The 19,327-nt window shown below is 55.9% G+C and carries 20 protein-coding genes and 1 pseudogene; 18 read left to right on the forward strand and 3 right to left on the reverse strand.

Annotated elements, in window-relative coordinates; all coding sequences use genetic code 11:
* From A7P99_RS06390 to A7P99_RS06400, 3 genes are all read left to right on the forward strand, one after another.
* Positions 1-1,122, forward strand: a complete 1,122-nt coding sequence (locus A7P99_RS06390) for an ABC transporter permease (RefSeq protein WP_067447596.1) — start codon at positions 1-3, stop codon at positions 1,120-1,122.
* Positions 1,123-1,265: 143 nt separating this feature from the next.
* Complete coding sequence (locus A7P99_RS06395) at positions 1,266-2,696, forward strand: efflux transporter outer membrane subunit (protein WP_067686995.1); 1,431 nt, start codon at positions 1,266-1,268, stop codon at positions 2,694-2,696.
* 94 nt (positions 2,697-2,790) lie between these two features.
* Positions 2,791-3,942, forward strand: coding sequence for a type I restriction endonuclease (locus A7P99_RS06400; protein WP_067447851.1), 1,152 nt, complete (start codon positions 2,791-2,793; stop codon positions 3,940-3,942).
* A gap of 73 nt (positions 3,943-4,015) precedes the next feature.
* Here A7P99_RS06400 and cueR read toward each other — a convergent pair whose 3' ends face one another.
* Complete coding sequence (gene cueR, locus A7P99_RS06405) at positions 4,016-4,408, reverse strand: Cu(I)-responsive transcriptional regulator (protein WP_067447589.1); 393 nt, start codon at positions 4,406-4,408, stop codon at positions 4,016-4,018.
* 147 nt (positions 4,409-4,555) lie between these two features.
* Between cueR and A7P99_RS06410 the strand changes: the two genes are divergently transcribed.
* The 4 genes from A7P99_RS06410 (at position 4,556) to A7P99_RS06425 (ending at position 8,096) form a co-directional block, all read left to right on the forward strand.
* A complete protein-coding gene (locus A7P99_RS06410) occupies positions 4,556-4,765 on the forward strand; it encodes a heavy-metal-associated domain-containing protein (protein ID WP_067447587.1) in 210 nt (69 codons plus the stop codon).
* Positions 4,766-4,785: 20 nt separating this feature from the next.
* The gene (locus tag A7P99_RS06415; RefSeq protein ID WP_231866521.1) at positions 4,786-5,274 is read left to right on the forward strand and encodes a hypothetical protein; all 489 of its coding nucleotides are present in this window, start codon (positions 4,786-4,788) and stop codon (positions 5,272-5,274) included.
* Between the two features lie 70 nt (positions 5,275-5,344).
* Entirely contained in the window at positions 5,345-7,507 is a 2,163-nt protein-coding gene (locus A7P99_RS06420; RefSeq protein ID WP_067686998.1) for a cation-translocating P-type ATPase, read from the forward strand.
* A gap of 157 nt (positions 7,508-7,664) precedes the next feature.
* Positions 7,665-8,096, forward strand: coding sequence for a hypothetical protein (locus A7P99_RS06425; RefSeq protein ID WP_067447583.1), 432 nt, complete (start codon positions 7,665-7,667; stop codon positions 8,094-8,096).
* Between the two features lie 75 nt (positions 8,097-8,171).
* Here A7P99_RS06425 and hslO read toward each other — a convergent pair whose 3' ends face one another.
* On the reverse strand, positions 8,172-9,059 hold the full coding sequence (hslO, locus tag A7P99_RS06430) for an Hsp33 family molecular chaperone HslO (RefSeq protein ID WP_067528351.1): 888 nt from the start codon (positions 9,057-9,059) through the stop codon (positions 8,172-8,174).
* A gap of 120 nt (positions 9,060-9,179) precedes the next feature.
* On the opposite strand from hslO, the gene rfaD reads away from it, so the two are divergent.
* Positions 9,180-10,181 (forward strand): ADP-glyceromanno-heptose 6-epimerase, encoded by a 1,002-nt coding sequence (gene rfaD, locus A7P99_RS06435; RefSeq protein ID WP_067447579.1) that lies wholly within the window; start codon positions 9,180-9,182, stop codon positions 10,179-10,181.
* A gap of 92 nt (positions 10,182-10,273) precedes the next feature.
* On the opposite strand, the gene A7P99_RS06440 is transcribed toward rfaD, so the two are convergent.
* Entirely contained in the window at positions 10,274-11,056 is a 783-nt protein-coding gene (locus tag A7P99_RS06440; protein ID WP_067526556.1) for a polyamine aminopropyltransferase, read from the reverse strand.
* A 383-nt stretch (positions 11,057-11,439) separates the two neighbouring features.
* On the opposite strand from A7P99_RS06440, the gene A7P99_RS06445 reads away from it, so the two are divergent.
* The 10 genes and pseudogenes from A7P99_RS06445 to A7P99_RS06480 all read left to right on the forward strand — a co-directional run bounded on the left by A7P99_RS06445 (position 11,440) and on the right by A7P99_RS06480 (position 19,159).
* Entirely contained in the window at positions 11,440-12,195 is a 756-nt protein-coding gene (locus tag A7P99_RS06445; protein WP_067447575.1) for an SDR family oxidoreductase, read from the forward strand.
* 15 nt (positions 12,196-12,210) lie between these two features.
* Positions 12,211-12,699 (forward strand): Fur family transcriptional regulator, encoded by a 489-nt coding sequence (locus A7P99_RS06450; protein ID WP_067687001.1) that lies wholly within the window; start codon positions 12,211-12,213, stop codon positions 12,697-12,699.
* Positions 12,687-13,616: a GTP-binding protein gene (locus tag A7P99_RS06455; protein ID WP_067687004.1), complete on the forward strand. Its 930-nt coding sequence runs from the start codon at positions 12,687-12,689 to the stop codon at positions 13,614-13,616. The genes A7P99_RS06450 and A7P99_RS06455 overlap by 13 nt, the downstream gene beginning before the upstream one ends.
* A gap of 185 nt (positions 13,617-13,801) precedes the next feature.
* Complete coding sequence (locus tag A7P99_RS06460; RefSeq protein WP_067687008.1) at positions 13,802-14,428, forward strand: HI_0552 family protein; 627 nt, start codon at positions 13,802-13,804, stop codon at positions 14,426-14,428.
* 572 nt (positions 14,429-15,000) lie between these two features.
* Positions 15,001-15,768 (forward strand): TSUP family transporter, encoded by a 768-nt coding sequence (locus A7P99_RS06465; protein WP_067447570.1) that lies wholly within the window; start codon positions 15,001-15,003, stop codon positions 15,766-15,768.
* A gap of 133 nt (positions 15,769-15,901) precedes the next feature.
* Entirely contained in the window at positions 15,902-16,474 is a 573-nt protein-coding gene (gene pth, locus A7P99_RS06470) for an aminoacyl-tRNA hydrolase (protein WP_067447568.1), read from the forward strand.
* A gap of 150 nt (positions 16,475-16,624) precedes the next feature.
* The gene (locus tag A7P99_RS06475) at positions 16,625-17,782 is read left to right on the forward strand and encodes a DUF1176 domain-containing protein (RefSeq protein WP_067687012.1); all 1,158 of its coding nucleotides are present in this window, start codon (positions 16,625-16,627) and stop codon (positions 17,780-17,782) included.
* A gap of 78 nt (positions 17,783-17,860) precedes the next feature.
* Positions 17,861-18,144, forward strand: a pseudogene (locus tag A7P99_RS09715) (3-octaprenyl-4-hydroxybenzoate decarboxylase); the annotation flags it as partial.
* Positions 18,145-18,232: 88 nt separating this feature from the next.
* Positions 18,233-18,436, forward strand: coding sequence for a hypothetical protein (locus A7P99_RS10245; protein ID WP_197481761.1), 204 nt, complete (start codon positions 18,233-18,235; stop codon positions 18,434-18,436).
* A 213-nt stretch (positions 18,437-18,649) separates the two neighbouring features.
* Positions 18,650-19,159, forward strand: a complete 510-nt coding sequence (locus tag A7P99_RS06480; RefSeq protein ID WP_067528345.1) for a hypothetical protein — start codon at positions 18,650-18,652, stop codon at positions 19,157-19,159.
* The last annotated feature ends 168 nt before the right edge of the window (positions 19,160-19,327 follow it).

A 19,327-nucleotide genomic window follows, 5' to 3' on the forward strand; every position in this document is an offset into this window, starting at 1 on the left:
ATGCGCCAATGGATAAGCAACGTTTGGTATCTGGGCGGCAAGGAAATCCGCAGCTTCTTCACCGATTACGCGCTGTTTGCGCTGTTGGTGTTCATGTTCACCTTTTCCGTGTATTCCGTGTCGCAAAACGTAACCACCGAAGTGAAAAACGCCGCGCTGGCCGTCTATGACCAAGACCGCAGCGCGCTCACCTACCGCATCCGCGACGCCATGATCGCCCCGCAGTTCAAGCAGGTGGACGACATCGACGGCAGCCGCATCGACCGCGCCATGGATTTGGGCGAATACAGCTTCGTGCTGGTTATCCCGCCCAACTACACCGCCGAGCTCCTGGCCGGCAAACGCCCCGAGCTGCAATTATTGGTGGACGCCACCGCCATGTCGCAGGCCGGCGTGGGCTCGGTGTATATCGGCCAAATCGTGAACCGCGAAACGGCGGCCTATCTGGGGCGGCACGGCAACGCCGCGCCCTTCGAGCCGGTGGTGAACGTGCTGTTCAACGAAAACCTGCGCAGCGAATGGTTTATGCCGCTCAACCAACTGGTGGGCAACGCCACCCTGCTCACCATCCTGCTGGTGGGCGCGGCCGTAATCCGCGAGCGCGAACACGGCACGATTGAGCATTTGTTGGTGATGCCGGTGGACACAAACGAAATCGTGATGGCCAAAATCCTGGCCAACGGCCTGATTATCCTGGTTTCCTCTCTGCTCTCGCTGCTCTTGGTGGTGCACCGCGCCGTAGGCGTGCCGATTAACGGCTCGTTGGCGCTGTTCGTGTTCTGCGAAGCCGTGTATCTGTTTGCCATGGCCGGGCTCGGCGTACTGCTCGCCACCCAGGCGCCCACCATGCCGCAGTTCAGCCTGCTGTGCATCATCGTGTATATCGCCGTATTCCTGCTCTCCGGCAGCACTTCGCCCATCGAAAACCTGCCGCCCTGGCTGCGCAGCCTTTCCGAGCTCTCGCCCATGACCCAATTCACCGCCCTCTCCAAAGACATCGTCTTCCGAGGAGCAGGCTGGAGCGTAATCCGCCACCGCGTGGCCATCACCGCCGTGTCCGGCATCCTCTTCACCGCCCTCGCCGTGATCCGCTTCCGCCGGATGCTGGCGCAGCAGAATTAAAAAAGGCTACCTGAAAAAAGAAGACGGGTTTTCAGGTAGCCCAAACAGCAGCCTGCCCAAGAATCATGCCCGCCACCTAGCCGAAAGGCTACCTGAAAAACCACCCGTACATTTTCAGGTAGCCCCACACCAAGGAAACCGCCATGCCCAAACTCCTCCCCATCGCCCTCACCCTCCTCTTCACCGCCTGCACCGCCACCCAAATCGACCGCCAATCCAACATCACGCTACCTGAAAACTTCCAACACACCGGCCAGGCCGATTCCGCCCGCAATCTAGCCCGCTGGTGGCAGCAATGGCCCGACCCCCAGCTTGGCCGCCTCATCGAACAAGGCCTGCAACACAACCACAGCATCGCCATTGCCCGCAGCCGGCTTGAAGAAGCCCGCGCCACCTCCCGCCTGGCCGAAGCCGACCTCCTCCCCAGCGCCGGCCTCGCCGCCGATGCCAAAGGCTACCGCAACCACCGCCGCGACCCCTATCTCGGCAACGGCGGCAACCTCACCTCCGCCAGCTTCCGCGCCGCCTGGGAGCCCGACATCTTCGGCCAAAAACGCAGCGATGCCGATGCCGCCCGCGCCGCCGCCCTCGGCAGCCAAGAGCAGCTCCACGGCAGCCGCCTGCTCGTCTCCGCCCAAATCGCCGAGCACTACCTGCGCGCCGCCCATATCCAGCAGCAGCAAGCCCTCGTTTCCCAACAGCTCGCCACCCTGCACGAACTGGCACGCTACGCCGCCGGCCGCTTCAACGCCGGCCACGCCACCGCCCACGACACCACCGCCATTACCGCCCAAATCCAAGCCCTGCAAGCCCGCCAAAGCACCCTCCAAGCCCAATTCGACGCCCAGCAGCGCAGCATCGCCGTGCTTATCGGCCAAACCCCGCAAACCTTCCGCCTCGACAGCGGCGCCATGCGCCAAGCCGCCCTGCTGCAACACCTTCCCAGCCCGCCGCAAGGCATCCGGCCCGGCAGCCTCCTCAACCAACGCCCCGACCTGCGCGCCCGCGCCGCCGAAATCCAAGCCCGCAGCGCCCAGCTCGCCAGCGCCAAAGCCGACCTCCTCCCCCGCTTCGACATCCAATTCCTCTGGCAAACCGGCCGCATCGAGCTCAACAGCGACCTCGCCCCCTTCAACCGCGCCCGTAGCGGCAACGGCGGCCTCTTCAGCATCGGCGTACAGCTCCCCCTCTTCACCGCCGGCCGCATCCGCGCCAACATCCAAGCCGCCGACGCCCGCCTACAAACCGACCTGCTGCAATACGACCAAACCCTGCTGCAAGCCCTCGCCGACGTAGACAACGCCTACCAGGCCCAACACGCCCTCAGCGCCCAGCAGCAAGACTTGCAGCAGGCCGAACGCACTGCAAAGCAGCAAGTGCGCAACGACCGCCAGCTCTTCCGCTACGGCCGCAAAACCCTCGACACCGCCCTGCAATCCCAGCTCACCGCCCACAGCTTCAGCCAAAACCTGCTCGACAACCAGCTCGCCTCCGGCCTCAACCTGCTCAACCTCTACAAAGCCATCGGTAGCGGCTGGCAGGAAGAAGGCAAAGTACCCACCGAAGAAAAATAGGGCTACCTGAAAGCTAATTTGAGTTAAATGCGGCAAGCTATGGTTTAGTATGGTATGCTTACATTTACTTTTTTTGACACTTGCAGAGGTTTTTATGAACGCAGCATTTCGTGAAAGATTACTTGCCCATACTGAGCACGTGAAAAAAGTTGGGCACATGTGTGCAACGGAAGAAACTACCAAACAAGCACTCATCCTACCTTTGTTGGATATTTTAGGTTTTTCTGCATTTGACCCAAGTAAAGTTCGAGCTGAGTACCAGGCTGACTTTGCAGGTATAAAATCAGGAGAAAGAGTTGATTATGCACTTTTTTGCCAAAACACTCCTGTCATGTTTATAGAAGCCAAATCCTTTAATGAAGATTTAGACAATCATTGCCCTCAACTTTCCAGATATTTCAATGCCACTCCAGACGTAGCAATCTGTGCTATTACAAACGGAAGAGAATGGCGTTTTTTTACTGATTTAGCTAATAAAAATATTATGGATGAGGAACCTTTTCTCACTATCAACATAACCGATATACGAGAAAATGATATGGTACAGCTATATCAATTCAGACATGATCAATTCCAGCCAGAAGCACTACGCACCTTAGCAGAAGAAAGCATTTATCTAATGGCGTTTACCGATGTCATCACTGAAAGTTTAAAAGAAGTAGATTTAGATTTCGTCCGTTATGTAGCTGGGCGGGCAGATATCCAGCGCCAATTTACTCAACGCTTCCTTGAAAGTATTCAACATATCGTTAAGCAGGCAGTTCAAAATACAGTTAGCTCAATGGTTGTATCTGGTTTATCCTCACTCAAACTACCTCCCGAATCCGCCCCAGAAAAACCAGAGAAAACCGACCCATACGCCCCTATAATTGATCCTGATAACAATAAAATTGTTACCACCTATGCGGAACGACAGCTTTTTGACTTTGTGCAGGCAATTCTTCCGGAAGAGGAAAATATTGAGGCAAAGGATACACAAAGTTACTTCAGCATATTGTTTGAAGGGAAAAACAATCGATGGCTTCTCCGTTATTTCGACAGTAGGCAGCATCCATCTGTTGTCTTCCCTATCGAACTTACTAAAGAGGATGCCTTAATCATAGAACGTAGTGGCTTGGAGCTATCTGGCAATCAAATTATTATTGAGACTCCTGCAAATATTCTACGTTTAGCATGGTTGGTTAAAGAATCTCTTGAATTCTGTAAGAATGACGAGAATTTTAGAATCAAAAAACAGTCCAACTAAACTGCTATATTCAACAACAAAACAGGCTACCTGAAACTTTTCAGGTAGCCTGTTTCTATTCCACCAACGCCGCCTAGCGCTCCTCCAGCCCGGCCAAAATCGCACAATCCGGGCAATCGTCTCCCGCGCAGGCGTCGTGCCAGCGTTGCAGTTCGGCCACCATGCCCTGCAGGTGTTTGATTTTGGCTTCCAGCTCGGCAATGTGCCGCGCGGTAAGCGTTTTCACTTCGCGGCTGGTGCGCCGCGGGTTGTGTTGCAGGCTCAAAAGCTGCCCGATCTGCAGCAGCGAAAAGCCCACTTCCCGCGCATGACGGATAAAGCGCAGCCGGGCAAGGTCGGCTTGGCCGTAGCGGCGGTAGCCCGCTTCGCTGCGCGCAGCCGGGGCAAACAGGCCTGCTTTTTCGTAGTCGCGGATTTGCTTGGCAGAAAGGCCGCTCTCGGCAGCGGCTTGGCTGATGTTCATCATGATGTTTGACTTTAACTCTGCGTTAAGGTTTATAGTGGCGGCACTCGGTGCGAAAGCAAGAGCACACTCATTATTTAATGGCTACCTGAAAACTTTAGCTTCAACGAAGTCAAAACCTTAGCCTCACTCCAACAGGAAGGAAACCCTATGCAAACCATCACACTAAACATCGAAGGCATGACCTGCGGCGGCTGCGCGAAAAGCGTTACCCGCATTCTCGAAGGCGTAAACGGCGTGGCCAAGGCCGCAGTGAGCCTAGAATATAAAAACGCCGTCGTGGAATTCGACCCTGCCCAAACCAACCCCACCGCGCTGATAGAAGCGGTGGAAGACGGCGGGTTTGATGCGGCTTTGTAAGCCTAGCCGGTGCAACCATCATGCTGTTTTTTCGCAAGCACTATTTAAACCGAGACTTCCCGCTAAACCGTTTTCAAGCGGCTGATTGGCCGGCATGGCTGGCCTCTGCCCGCTGGCAGCCGATTGATGATATCGGCCATCGCGGCATGAGCATAACCATCCCGCAGGATAACGGCGAATTTGCGTTTGATATGCCTGCCGCCTGGGTGAAAAACAACACGCTGCCGCCGCTGTTGTTGGATATCCTCACGCAGCTAAACGATATCGACAACATCATGCAGCAATCCTGCCGCCGCTTCGCCGAGCGGCATAAACGGCACAGCCGGGAATACGAGCTCTATCTTTTCGACCCGCCGGATGCGCTGTACGTTACCCAAGGCGGTGTGCCGTATTTGGATTACACCGCCACACGGGTAAACAAAAGTTTCCGCGCATATCTGAAGCCGAGCGGCGGCAAGTGGCTGCCGTATGACGACGAGGCCTGTACCAAACCGTTAGCGGCCGACTAAGCTACCTGAAAGCTTTGACTTCATTGAAGCTAAAGTTTTCAGGTGGCCTCACACCAGCCAAGGGAAAAACATGCAACAAAAAGTCCGTTTCCAAATCGAAGGCATGACCTGTCAGGCCTGCGCTTCGCGCATTGAGAAAGTGTTGAACAAAAAAGACTTTGTCGCCGAAGCGGGGGTGAACTTCGCCAATGAAGAAGCGCAGGTGGTGTTTGATGCCGACAAGGTATCGGCGCAGGACATCGCCGCCATCATCGAAAAAACCGGTTTTTCGGCGAAAGAGAAAACCGACGAGCTGCCGCCGCCTGAAGAAACCGCGCATGTAAGCTGGCGGCTGTGGCTTTTGCTTGCGATCAATATTCCGTTCCTTATTGGCATGGCGGGGATGATGGTTGGACAGCACGATTGGATGCTGCCGCCGGTATGGCAGTTCGCGCTGGCGAGCGTGGTGCAGCTTTGGCTGGCGGTGCCGTTTTACAAAAGCGCGTGGGCGAGCATCAAGGGCGGGCTGGCGAATATGGACGTGCTCGTTACCATCGGCACGATGTCGATTTACCTGTATTCCGTGTATATGCTGTTTCATCACCGCGCGATGGGGCACAGCGGCATGGCGCATGTGTATTTTGAAGCGGGCGTGATGGTGATTGGGTTTGTAACGCTGGGCAAATTTTTGGAACACCGCACCAAAAAATCCAGCCTGAACAGCTTGGGCTTGCTGCTGAAACTCACGCCGACCCAAGTGAACGTGCAACGCGAAGGCGAATGGCGGCAGCTACCCATCAACCAAGTGCAAATCGGCGACCTTATCCGCGCCAACCACGGCGAACGCATCGCCGCCGACGGCATTATCGAAAGCGGCAGCGGGTGGGCGGACGAGAGCCATCTCACCGGCGAATCCAATCCCGAAGAGAAAAAGGCGGGCGGCAAAGTGTTGGCGGGTGCGCTGATGACCGAAGGCAGCGTGGTATACCGCGCCACGCAACTCGGCAGCCAAACCCTGCTCGGCGACATGATGAACGCGCTGTCCGAAGCGCAAGGCAGCAAAGCGCCGATTGCGCGCGTGGCGGACAAGGTAGCGGCGGTGTTCGTACCAGCCGTCGTGAGCATTGCGCTTTTGACTTTTATGGCCACTTGGCTGGTTAAAGGCGATTGGACGGTTGCGCTGATGCACGCCGTTGCCGTTTTGGTGATTGCCTGCCCGTGCGCGCTCGGTCTGGCCACGCCCGCCGCGATTATGGTCGGCATGGGCAAAGCGGTGAAACACGGCATTTGGTTCAAAGACGCGGCGGCAATGGAAGAAGCCGCCCACGTCGATGCCGTTGTGTTGGACAAAACCGGCACGCTGACCGAAGGCAGGCCGCAGGTTGCCGCCGTCTATTGCGTTCCCGACAGCGGCTTTGACGAAGACGCTTTGTACCGCCTCGCCGCTGCCGTCGAACAAAACGCCGCCCACCCGCTCGCCCGTGCCATCGTCTCTGCCGCCCAAGCACGCGGTCTGGATATCCCAGCCGCACAAAACGCGCAAACCTTTGTCGGCGCAGGTATTGCCGCCGAAGTCGAAGGCGTGGGCTTGGTGAAAGCAGGCAAAGCCGAATTTGCCGAACTGACCTTGCCCGAGTTCTCAGACGACGTCTGGCACATCGCAAGCATCGTCACCGTTTCCGTCAACGGCAAACCCGTAGGCGCATTTGCACTCGCTGACGCACTGAAAGCTGACACTGCCGAAGCCATAGGTCGTCTGAAAAAACACGGCATCGACGTTTACATCATGAGCGGCGACAACCAAGGCACGGTCGAATACGTCGCCAAACAACTGGGCATCGCACACGCCTTCGGCAACATGAGTCCGCGCGACAAGGCCGCCGAAGTGCAGAAACTCAAAGCTGCCGGCAAAACCGTGGCAATGGTTGGCGACGGCATCAACGACGCGCCTGCGCTCGCCGCCGCCAACGTCAGCTTTGCCATGAAAGGCGGCGCGGACGTTGCCGAACACACTGCGTTCGTCACGCTGATGCAGCATTCGGTCAACCAGCTCGCCGATGCCTTGCTGGTGTCGCAGGCTACTTTGAAAAACATCAAGCAAAACCTGTTTTTCGCTTTCTTCTACAACACCTTGGGCATCCCGCTCGCCGCACTTGGCTTCTTAAACCCCGTCATCGCAGGCGCGGCGATGGCGGCAAGCTCGGTTTCGGTGCTGGGCAATGCCTTGCGCTTGAAACGGGTGAAGGTGGAGTGAAACGTAGAAAAAGCTACCTGCAACGCCAACGCCATACGCCCAGTTTCATTTTTCAGGTAGCCTTTGAGGCTACCTGAAAAATGCCGAATCCTGGGCCTGCCGTTTCAGCCAAACCCGCGCCACCGGCCTGATTATCCACAGCAGCGCCGACGGCCGCGTGCGCAGCTTCACTCCGCCGCACAGCCCCACCAGCCTGCTCCAAGCCCGCAGCCCCGGCGGCCACACCAGCGTGCAAACCCTCCCCGGCCAAATCGAACGCCTGCACACCCTCCGCCTCAGCGGCTACGGCCACGCCTACCTCCTGTTCACCGAACACACCGATGGCGACCACACCGAAAAATCCCTCGTCCTCCTCCACTTCGCCACAGAGCAGCTCCAACCCCTACCCATCATCCAAACCGCCCCCACCGCCGAGCCCACCCACCGCCTCAACATCGCCTACAGCGGCCAACACGCCAACAACTACTTCTTCTATGAACCCGGCAGCCACACCATCAGCCAGCCACAAATCAGCAGCCATACCCACACCCCCACCAACCGCCGCCTCAAATACCGCTTCAACGGCCAACTGTTCGTGCCGCACAGTTAAACCAACAATGAGGCTACCTGAAAACCAAGCAACAGTTTTCAGGTAGCCTTTTTATACAATTAAGACAATACCACCTTATTGCAGCTGCTGCCCGGTCATGGCTTCGATTTCCATACCGAACAGGGCTTGCACGTCGGTGTCGTCGAACACATATTTTTCGCCACAGAAATCGCAGTCGATGGCGATACTGCCTTGTTCGGCCACGATGTTGCCCACTTCCTGCCCGCCCACAAGCAGCAGCATATCGCTCACTTTGCCACGCGAGCAGGTGCAGGCGAATTCGATTTGTTCAGGCTCGAATACGCGCGGCGGGGTTTCGTGGAACAGGCGGTAGAGCAGGTGTTGGGCGTCGAGCTCGATCAATTCCTGCGGGGTAACGGTGTCGGCCAGGGTGGTGTAGTACGTCCAGGCGTCGGCGTCGATTTGCTGTTCGGGCAGCCTTTGCAGCAGCAGGCCGGCGGCGGCGTGTTCGGAGGCGGCAAGGCTGATGTGGGTGTCGAGCTGTTCGGAGCGGCGCATGTAGGCGCTGAGCATTTCGGCAATGCTGCTGCCTTCGAGGGGCACAATGCCTTGCCAGGGTTCGCCTTCGTTGGGCTGGAGGGTGATGCCGAATACGGCGTTTTCGCCGAGCAGCTCAATCAGGCTGCGGCCGTCGTCTAAATTGGCTTGTTCGTTCCAGCGGGCGGTGGCGCGGCAGCTGTGGTTGGAATCGGTTTCGGCCACAAGCATTTTGAGGTCGCCCTGCCCTTGGATTTGCAATATGAGCTTGCCGGGCAGTTTGAGGTTACTGGAAAGCAGGGCGCCGGCGGACAGTAGTTCGCCCAGTGCGCTGCGGATGGCGGCGGGATAGGGTTTGCGCTGTACGATGTGCTGCCACACGCTTTGCAGCTGAACATGCAGGCCGCGCACGGGTTGGTTGTCGAAAATAAAGCGGGTGCGTAGGTTGGCGGGCTGGGTGGTCATGATGCTTTCCTTATTGTTATCTTGATCAGGCTGCTATATGGTTTCCAAGGGCGGATATTCAAGTTTCAGGTAGCCCGAAATCGGTTAAAATATATGCCAACCCTTTATCAGGAGACCCCCATGACCATCATCGTTACCGGCGCTGCCGGCTTTATCGGCAGTAACATCGTGCACGCGCTCAACCGGCGCGGCATCACCGACATCATCGCGGTGGACAACCTCAGCCGCGCCGACAAATTCCGCAATCTGGTGCAGGCCGATATTGCGCACTATCTGGATAAACACGAATTCATCCGCCAAGTGCGCGCCCACCAAATCAACGGCGGCAACATCGAAGCTATCTTCCACCAAGGCGCCTGCTCCGACACCATGAACCACGACGGCGTGTACATGATGGATAACAACTACCAATACACGCTCGACCTGCTCGACTGGTGCCAAGACGACCGCATCCGCCTGATCCACGCCTCCTCCGCCGCCGTATACGGCAAAGGCCAAACCTTCCGCGAACAGCGCGAATTGGAAGCCCCGCTCAATGTGTATGGCTATTCCAAATTCCTGTTCGACCAAGTATTGCGCCGCCGTATGGCGCAAGGGCTGCACAATCAAGTGGTTGCCCTGCGCTATTTCAACGTATACGGCCGCCGCGAGCAGCACAAAGGCCGCATGGCCTCCGTGGCCTACCACCACTTCCACGAATACCGCGAGCACGGCCGCGTCACCCTGTTCGGCAGCTACGACGGCTACCCCGACGGTGCGCAAAGCCGCGACTTTATCTGCGTGGAAGACGTAGTAAAAGTAAACCTATTTTTCTACGACCATCCCGAAGTATCCGGCATTTTCAACTGCGGTACCGGCCGCAGCCAGCCCTTCAACGACCTGGCCGCTGCCACCGTAAACGCCTGCCGCGCCCGCGAAGGCAAGCCCGAGCTGCTGCTGGAAGAGCTGGTACAACAAGGCTTGATTGTGTATAGCAAATTCCCCGACGCACTCAAAGGCAAATACCAAAGCTTCACCCAGGCCGACATCAGCGCCCTGTGCGCCGCCGGCTATGCCGAAGAATTCGACGACGTAGCCACTGGCGTACGCCGCTATGTGGATTGGCTGGCCGGACAGGATTAGCCGCCACAACGCTATTTGATGTTCGCCTCGTTGCAGCTTATGTCTTCAGATAGCCTTTCTAACCGTGCTGGAGTTTTCGCTTTCAGCGAGCCTCAACGCAGCCACTGCCAAGTGCTGCCCGGCGGCACGTGTGCCTGATGCAGCATGGTTTTGAAGTCCAGCCCGTATTGCTCGCTCAGCTTGGCGGCTTTTTTCTGCAGTGCCGCCAGCGGCTGGGGCGCTTGGTTTTGGAAGGCGAGCACGGCCACGTTGCCGTGGGTTTCGGCGGGCACGCACAACACGCGCTGTTCAAACACCTGCGCAAGCCGTTGCAGGAAAAGCGGATAGCGTTTATCGCCGCTCCACCAGTTGGTGACGAAAATGCCGTTGTCGCTCAGGGCGGTGCGGCAGTCGGCAAAAAACGGCTCGGCCACCAGGGCATCGATAATCTGCACGCCATCGAAGCCGTCCACCAGCAAAATATCCGTGCCGCCGCGCAGGGTTTTGATGTATTCCGCGCCGTCGGCCTCGATGATTTCAAATTTCTCGCCTTCAAACGGCAATTCAAACAGGCCGCGCGCCACGCTGATCACCTGCGGGTTGATTTCCACCGCCGTTTGCGCCACTTCGGGCAGGTGGGCATCGATCCAGCGCACAAACGAGCCTCCGCCCAGCCCGATTTGCGTGATGTGGCGTACGTTTTCGGCAAATAGGAGCCAGGCCATCATGGCACGGCTGTAGGAGAGCACCAGCTCGGCGGGGTAATCCACATTCATCGAGCTTTGCACCGTTTCGCTGCCCAAATGCAGCGAGCGGATGTTGCCGTGTTCGGAAATGCCCACTTCAGGCAGGGCGAAACGTGCCGAACGCAGGCGGCGGTAGGGATGACGTGCCATATCAACAAGCCTTTGGCCAAAATGCGGAAGGCGGGCATTCTAGCACGGTTTTCAGGTAGCCTTATACCGCCGCCCGCCGCTATTGAGCAGAATACTGCGCTCCGCCACAGGCTACCTGAAAATATAGTGGATTAGAAATAAGAATGGGACAAGGCGGCAAACCGCAGACAGTACAGGCAGTACGGCAAGGCAAACCAACGCGATAGCGAAAGTTAAGTTGGCTTGCTATAGCCTTGCTGCCATTTTAAAGCTGCCGGCAAGCTGCCGGTGTTATACTATGGTTTTTAGCCAAAGCCGTTATTTCTTCCTGCAAGGCGAGCCAATGCCATAGGAGAAGTAAGTGCTCCGGCTCTATCCAGTAATCCAGCTCAACGGAGGCAATCATGAGCATTTTGGTAACCGGCGCATCGGCCGGTTTCGGGCGGGCCATCTGCCGCACGCTTGCAGCAGCGGGCTACCACGTGATCGGCGCGGCGCGGCGTACCGACAAACTGGACGAACTATGCGTGGAATTGGGTGCCAACTTCCTGCCGCTGCAAATGGACGTGGGCGATACCGCCTCGGTGGACGCCGCACTCAAAGGGCTACCTGAAAACTTTGCCCGGATCGACTGCCTGGTGAACAACGCCGGCCTGGCATTGGGTTTAGACCCAGCTCATCAAGCCGATTTTGCCGACTGGCAAACCATGATTCAAACCAACATCATCGGCCTCACCTACCTCACCCGCCAAGTGCTGCCCGGCATGGTGGCGCGCGGCAGCGGCTATGTGATCAACCTCGGCTCAGTGGCTGGCACCTACCCCTACCCCGGCGGCAATGTGTATGGCGCCACCAAAGCCTATGTGCGCCAATTCAGCCTGAATCTGCGCGCCGATTTGGCCGGCACGGGCGTGCGCGTGAGCAATATCGAGCCCGGCTTGTGCGGCGACACCGAGTTTTCCAACGTGCGCTTCAAAGGCGACGACCAACGCGCCGCCGATTTATATAAAAACGTGGACTACATCCGCCCCGAAGACATCGCCGATACCGTGCTGTGGCTCTACCAGCGCCCCGCGCACATGAACGTGAACAGCATCGAAATCATGCCGGTGGCGCAGAGCTTCAACCCGCTCGCCGTTGTACGCCATCCCAGCCAATAATAATAGGAGGCAGCCATGACCAAGCACTCCGCACCCGACTACAAAACCACCATCATTGCCCGCGCTCGCGAACAAGGCCTGCAGATTACCACCCTGCGCGAGCAGGTACTGGATATCGTTTTGCGGCAGGAAGGCGTGATTAAAGCCTACACCGTGCTGGCGCAAATGCAGCAGCAGAGCAACGGCGTGGTGGCGCCGCCTACCGCCTACCGCGCGCTCGATTTCTGGGCCGAACACGGCGTGCTGCACAAAGTGGCCGCGGTGAACGGCTACATTTTATGCAGCCACGCCCGCCACCATTGCGATGCCCACTGCCACAGTAGCGACGAACAGCAACGCCACCACAGCGCCTTCATTTTGGTGTGCACCGAATGCGGCAACACCGATGAGCAAACCCTCTCCCGCGAATGGCAGGCACTTTGTGCCGGCGTAGCCGCAGGTGGGTTTAGATTAAAAGAAGAACATGTTGTTTTAACAGGAATATGCAAACAATGTCAGAAATAAAGAAAGCAAAAGTACATCTGTTTTCCGGCTTTTTGGGAACAGGTAAAACCACCGCCCTGCGCCACCTGATGGAGCAAAAAAAACCCGATGAAAAATGGGTGATCGTGGTAAACGAATTCGGTGAGATTGGCATCGACGGCGCCGTGTTGAGCGACAACGGCATCCCCGTGGCCGAAATCGCCGGCGGCTGCCTGTGCTGCGTGGCCGGTGCGCAAATGGGCACCACCATCAACCGCATGGTGAGCGGCAACAAGCCAGACCGCATCATCATCGAAGCCAGCGGCCTAGCACACGCCGCCAGCGTGATCGACGAGCTGCGCGCCAAGCCCTTCGACCAAATGCTGGATATCGGCGCCGTGTTTACTCTGGTCGATCCGCGCCAATTCACCAACCCCGACTACGCCAACCAGCCGCTCTACCGCGACCAAGTGAGCGTGGCCGACGTGCTGATTGCCAACAAAACCGACATGTGCAGCCCCGAAGAAATGGCCGCCTTCCGCAGCAAAGCCGCCCAGCTCTTCCCGCCCAAAGCCGCCGTGCTGGAAACCACCGACGCCTATTTAGACATCGCCCTGCTGGAAACCCCGGTGGTGGAAAAAAGCCGCTACCGCATCAAAGAGCTGCCCGACAACAGCATGGGCCTGCAATCGCAAGGCTACACCTTCCCTACCGGCAGCAGCTTCGACGGCGAAAAGCTCACCAAATTCTTCAACGACCTGCCCAAACTGTGCGAAGGCCTTGTGCGCGCCAAAGGCGTGTTCCAAGTTCTCGGCAGCTGGGTGTGGCTCAACTGGAGCGAAGACCAATGGGGTGCCAACCAAGTGGCCTGGCGGCGCGACAGCCGCTTTGAAGTGATCGCCAAATCCTTCGACAGCGACACGCTGGAACAAAGATTGCAAGCCACGCTGGAGAAATAAAACGGAAAGGCTACCTGAAAAAGGTTTCAGGTAGCCTTTTATCGTATGCCTAATAAAACACGGATGCCCCGTTCCCATTTCCCGTTCAAAAACCGATTTCAGGCAGCCCCAACATTCATTGAGGCTACCTGAAACCCCATTTTTCAGGTAGCCTTTCCACTTTTCTTGCCAGCCGCCAATCCATCATGCTCACCCCGCAAAGCTGCGACCTGTTCCAACGCCCGTTTTTCCAGTTCGCCCAAATCCGCCAATACCAGCCCGAAACCGAGGCGCAAACCAAGGCCGACTACAAAGCCGCGTGGCAAGTGTGGCGCACGCTGGCTTTTCAGGTAGCCTCAGAATTGGGCGCAGGCTTTGCCCCGCCGCATATCGAACGCTGGTGCAACGGCTGGCAGGTGCGCGCCCACTTTTTCGCCTATTTCAAATATCAAACCCATGCCGATACGGCGGTCATCCTCTCGCTACTGCTCAACCGCCGCAGGCTCACCGCCAGCCTCGAATGGCACGAATACCGCGCCGCCCGCTCCACCCTGCCGCTGGCCTGCTACCAACAGGCTTTGGCCGATTTCCCGCACGCCGAGTTTGCCGACTTCCAAATCTGGCACGGCAGCGACAGCGAATACGCCGACTACCCCGCCATCGCCACCGCCCCGCCAGAAGCCTTCGCCCTGCGCAGCCCGCAAGACTTCCTCTGCCTCGGCCGCCACTTGGAGCGCGACCAACTGGAACAGGCCGACAGCGCGGCCTGGCTAGTCGAAACCCTGCGCCGCCTGCTGCCGGTGTACGAAGCCTGCCACAACGTGCGGCTGTGAGCGGAAGCAAGTGCTCCTAATCACTACTGTCAAAGGCTATATTACATAAGCGAAGAGAGTGCAAATCTATTCATACAACGTTTCAGGTAGCCTCCACCTGCCTAAACCTAGCACGCCAAAATAGAATAATCACAATCTAATTGGCGGGCTGGCTTCCCGTCTGCTGGCGCAGCCGAACGGAGCGCGGCTTTTCGGGAAACAAGGGCTTGCATGTTCGAAGCGGCGCAGCCGCAAGTTGCGAGCCCGCCCGAAAAACCGAGTGAAGTGAGGGAAGTTTGGCGAAGCCAAACCTGTGCCCGCAGTCGCCTTTCTTTGCTTCCTTTCTTTGGCGAAGTAAAGAAAACGAGGTCTCCGAAGGGGGGCGAGTTTCTGTGAAGCAAAAACGAAGTTAAAACAAGGCCTCTGCAAGAGAGTTTGTTTTTGCGAAGCTAAATTGAGTGCCCGCGCGGGCATGAAGCGCAAGGATAAATAGAGCGCAAATATAAAGGCTACCTGAAAATGCTTATTTCGAAAATTCAAACCAAACGGCGGCGTGGCAATGCCGCCCTACCCCATTATCAACGGAGAAACCCATGGAGCTTTCCTTTATCCTGCTGCTCATCACAGGCTTTTTGGCCGGGCTGATGGATGCGGCCGTTGGCGGCGGCGGGCTGTTGCAGCTGCCCGCGCTGTTCGGCGTGCTGCCTCCCGCCACGCCCGTGCCCACCGTGCTGGGCACCAACAAGGCGGCTTCGTTCGCCGGCACCTTCACCGCCGCCGGCCAATTTGCCCGCCGCCTGAAGCTGCCGTGGAAAATGCTGCTGCCCGCCGGCGCGCTGGCTTTTACCGCCTCGTTCGCCGGCGCGAAGCTAGTGGCCTATGTGCCGGTGCAATATATGAAACCGGCCATGCTGGTGATTATGGTGGCGATGTTTGTGTACACCTTCTTCCGCAAAGATTTGGGGCAAACCGAGCGCACCCACGCGCTCACGCGGGGCGAAATGCTGCTGGGCACGGCGTTTGGCGCAGCTATCGGCTTTTATGACGGCCTGTTCGGCCCGGGCACGGGCAGCCTGCTGGCCTTCGTGTTCGTGCGCTTTTTTGCCTACGATTTCCTCACTGCCACCGCCTGCGCCAAGGTAATCAACCTGATGACCAATCTGGCCGCGCTGAGCTTTTTCATCCCCAGCCAACATGTGCTATGGCACTGGGCGCTGCCGCTGGCGGCAGCCAACCTAAGCGGCGGCTTCTGCGGCGCACGGCTAGCAGTGCTCGGCGGCAGCCGCTGGCTGCGTTATGGCTTTATGGCTTTGCTGTGCCTATTGATTGGCAATTTTGCCCGCCAGCTGTGGTCAGCCTAAGAGATAGCTGAAGCAATTATTTTTTCCTACAAGGCAGCAAGTCGCAGACAGTACGGAAGTACGGCAAGACGAACCAATGCAGTAGCGAAAGTGAAGTTAATCCGCTATGCCTGAAACCCAACAAGGAAACCCCATGCCAATCAAACTCATCGTCGGCCTCGGCAACCCCGGCACCGAATACGAAGACACCCGCCACAACGCCGGCTTCTGGCTGCTGGACGAACTCGCCCGCAAATGGCAGGCCAGCTGGCAGGACGATAAAAAATTCTTCGGCAGCCACGCCCGAAGCACACAGCCCGAAGGCGAAATCCGCCTACTCAAACCGCAAACCTATATGAACCTCTCCGGCCAATCCGTGCAGGCACTCGCCGCCTTTTATAAAATCAAACCCCAAGAAATCCTCGTGATCCACGACGAACTCGACCTCGAGCCCGGCCGCATCAAATTCAAGCTCGGCGGCGGTAACGGCGGCCACAATGGCCTCAAAGACATCCAAGCTCGCCTCGGCACACCCGACTTCTACCGCCTGCGCCTAGGCATCGGCCACCCCGGTGATCGCAACGAAGTAGTGAATTATGTGCTGAAAAAACCCCGCTCCGAAGACCGAGACCTCATCAACCAAGCCATCATCAAATCCATCCACGCCCTGCCCGACATCCTCATCGGTAAAATCGAAGCCGTCCAACGAATGCTGCATAGCAAATAGCGGCGCAGTATACCTGAACGAATAAAGGCTACCTGAAAAATTAGCGCAGTACGCAAACCAATCCACCCGACCAAACCAATCTTTTCAGGTAGCCTTAACCTTTGCACCCCCCATCCCTCATCTCGGCCATCCCCCCCTAAGGAGATTACAATGTTGCGTCATTCACTATGGTTGCTACTGTTGCTCGGCAGTAAGCTGGCCGCTGCGCCTATTCAAGGTTTCTACACCACGCAGGGCGATTGGGAGCTGGCCTGCGACAACACTGGCACGTGCCGTGCCGCAGGCTATGCCAACGAAGAAGACTCTCACGGGCTGCCGGTTTCCCTGCTGCTGCAACGCGCCGCCGGCGAGCGGGCTGTCGTGTCTAGCCATCTGCAAATTAGTTATCAAGATAATTTGGCTCGGCAGCAAACCGTAACTGAGTTACGTATCGACAACCACACAGTTGGCCGAGTTGTATTCACTGATCAGGGTGAAGGTGTAACCAAATTACCTGCCTCGCAAACGCAAGCTCTGTTGGCAGCCTTAAAACGCCGAGCTGCCATCAGTCTACACACAACAAACGGCACGGTATGGCGGCTGTCGGCCAATGGTGCCACTGCCATTTTGCGCCGCATGGATGCGTTCCAACGCCGCAACGGCACTCCCTCTGCTCTCATCAACCCCGGCCACAGCCGCCGCCCCGTGTTGCAGCCGCAACCCTTACCGATAATCCATGCGGCAGCTGTACCGGAAATGCCACGCATTCAGCCAAATAGTGCGCTGGCAAACAGTAATAGCCCGTCTATGCCGATGGTGCGCGTATTAAAACGCCATACCCCGCGATACCGTGCATTGGTGCAAAAACTGCGTCGTTTGCCGCAGGCAAAATTCTGCGAGTTTGTTGATTCAACAGAGGAGACCCCAAAAATCGAAGCCTACCGCTTGAGTGGCGGCCATATACTGATACGAGCCGACTGTATGCATACGGCTTCGAACGGTGTAACCCAATTTGTTACAGTAACCAACAGGGATTTTTCACGAATCGAATCAATACTTGGCAATAAAATTAACGAAAGTTATAGATATGACGGCATCATATCCAACAACTGGAAAGAACGCGGTTTCGGCGATTGTTGGGGGCATGAAAACTGGATTTGGAACGGCAGAAAATTTAGCCTGACTTATTCCGCCACCGATCAAATGTGCCGTGGATTTGCCGGCGGTGCGTGGACAATGCCCACCTTCATCTCCCTGCCCACCGGCACGCCTGCAGCCGAAAAAAGAGCGGAGTGGATTAGGGAGTGGCTGAAAGAATATGCCGACTGAACTCTTCTCAATCATCCCAAAGCTATATATCATTTTCAGGTAGCCTTTAAATGAAATAACCTACGCGACTTTATCTTCATGCTTGAGCAGTAGAGCAAACTCAAGCATTTCGCCCATCCCGTTTCCCTGCATTTGGAAATGGCTGAAATCGCCGACCGCATGCTGCGCGCCGAAAGGTTGGTGTTGCTGTTTGAAAACTCGATTAAGCCCGACGCACGCCCGAACACGTGGCGACGGGCATGGGTACGGACAGCGTGTCCAAGTTGCGCGAAATCGGGAAGATACTGGCGTATCTAAAAGAACCCGAGCCGCCCAAGGGCATCAAAGACGCGTTTTCCAAACTGCCACTGTTGAAAGACATTTAGAGCATGGCATCGAATGTGGTGAAAATGCCCCATCGACTATCTCGACTTTGCCAGACCCGTCAGCGGACTTGGCAGCAAAATGGGTTTGGACGCGACCAACAAATGGCCGGGAGAAACCGACTGCGAATGGGGACGGGTGATTAAAAAAGACCCTACGGTTACGGCTAAAATTGATGAGATTTGGGGGGGAATTGGGGTTGTAAACCAAAGTGCAGGCTGCTTTTTGCATCTTCCAAACACAGGAAAGCAGCCTGCACTTTGCAGAGGCCGTCTGAAAGCAGCGTTTTAACAAAATTTCCAAACAATATAAACAATATTAGGTATTTTTGAGCATGGAAACACGAAAAACAGCAGTCGTAAATCAGATTCTCGAATCCGATATGTTCGGCATAACGGTTTGTCGGATATAAGTATCCGACCTACGGCTGCTGTTTTAAATAAATTATGAATAATACTTTATATACGTTCGATATCGTTCAGTTTTTATTTTAAAGGATAGTCGATGGATTCTTTTCATTTTTTTGCTCAAGGCAACTTTAAAAAAATTGCAACCGAACAAGGTTTAGACCGTAAATATTTTATATTCCAATTTATCGTATGTAATTTATCTGCCGCCTCCACTTTTTGTTTAATGAAGATTATTCATACCTATACTATTCTCTATATATTAATAACGGCAACTGGTGTTATTAATGGTTTTCTCTTGAGAAGTAGGGTTCTATCTATAGTAAAAAATAAACAAAAGTTTTTATCTGACATGTTTCCCTTAGATATGCCTTTCTTTTTTATAGAATATAAAATACCTATCTTGGCCAGATTTTGGAATAGGGGAATGAAATGGCTTTACCCCCTAAGTTTTTTCTGTTTATTTAGTATTTGTTTTTCGATATATATTCTTAATAAAGAAGGGGGATGGATGCCTTATTTCACCTGCTATTTGTTTGGATTCGTTTATCCATTATGCACTTATATCGTTTTTTTATCCCGAGATTATAAACGTATCCAACCATAGCAGCACCCAAACCCCGATTTGAAAGGAACGCCGTGAAGCGATTGCTGTCTGGCTGTTATTTGTGATGATATCGGCAGCGGGGCTGGCATTTGTTTGGATAATTATTGCTGGGCAGGTGTGATAGGCTTTCAGGTAGCCTTTATCAATGATGAACAAGGTGGTTCTGAA

It is taken from the genome of Eikenella sp. NML120348, assembly GCF_001648435.1.
GTDB lineage: Bacteria > Pseudomonadota > Gammaproteobacteria > Burkholderiales > Neisseriaceae > Eikenella > Eikenella exigua.

Coding starts and splice junctions, on each gene's coding strand:
- A7P99_RS06420 (WP_067686998.1), top strand. CDS start 5,345: ATGCAACAAAAAGTCCGTTTCCAAATCGAAGGCATGACCTGTCAGGCC.
- A7P99_RS06390 (WP_067447596.1), top strand. CDS start 1: ATGCGCCAATGGATAAGCAACGTTTGGTATCTGGGCGGCAAGGAAATC.
- hslO (WP_067528351.1), bottom strand. CDS start 9,059: ATGACCACCCAGCCCGCCAACCTACGCACCCGCTTTATTTTCGACAAC.
- A7P99_RS06475 (WP_067687012.1), top strand. CDS start 16,625: ATGTTGCGTCATTCACTATGGTTGCTACTGTTGCTCGGCAGTAAGCTG.
- rfaD (WP_067447579.1), top strand. CDS start 9,180: ATGACCATCATCGTTACCGGCGCTGCCGGCTTTATCGGCAGTAACATC.
- A7P99_RS06440 (WP_067526556.1), bottom strand. CDS start 11,056: ATGGCACGTCATCCCTACCGCCGCCTGCGTTCGGCACGTTTCGCCCTG.
- A7P99_RS06460 (WP_067687008.1), top strand. CDS start 13,802: ATGCTCACCCCGCAAAGCTGCGACCTGTTCCAACGCCCGTTTTTCCAG.
- A7P99_RS06480 (WP_067528345.1), top strand. CDS start 18,650: ATGGATTCTTTTCATTTTTTTGCTCAAGGCAACTTTAAAAAAATTGCA.
- A7P99_RS06455 (WP_067687004.1), top strand. CDS start 12,687: ATGTCAGAAATAAAGAAAGCAAAAGTACATCTGTTTTCCGGCTTTTTG.
- A7P99_RS06415 (WP_231866521.1), top strand. CDS start 4,786: ATGCTGTTTTTTCGCAAGCACTATTTAAACCGAGACTTCCCGCTAAAC.
- A7P99_RS06465 (WP_067447570.1), top strand. CDS start 15,001: ATGGAGCTTTCCTTTATCCTGCTGCTCATCACAGGCTTTTTGGCCGGG.
- A7P99_RS06395 (WP_067686995.1), top strand. CDS start 1,266: ATGCCCAAACTCCTCCCCATCGCCCTCACCCTCCTCTTCACCGCCTGC.
- A7P99_RS06450 (WP_067687001.1), top strand. CDS start 12,211: ATGACCAAGCACTCCGCACCCGACTACAAAACCACCATCATTGCCCGC.
- A7P99_RS06445 (WP_067447575.1), top strand. CDS start 11,440: ATGAGCATTTTGGTAACCGGCGCATCGGCCGGTTTCGGGCGGGCCATC.
- pth (WP_067447568.1), top strand. CDS start 15,902: ATGCCAATCAAACTCATCGTCGGCCTCGGCAACCCCGGCACCGAATAC.
- A7P99_RS06400 (WP_067447851.1), top strand. CDS start 2,791: ATGAACGCAGCATTTCGTGAAAGATTACTTGCCCATACTGAGCACGTG.
- cueR (WP_067447589.1), bottom strand. CDS start 4,408: ATGATGAACATCAGCCAAGCCGCTGCCGAGAGCGGCCTTTCTGCCAAG.
- A7P99_RS06410 (WP_067447587.1), top strand. CDS start 4,556: ATGCAAACCATCACACTAAACATCGAAGGCATGACCTGCGGCGGCTGC.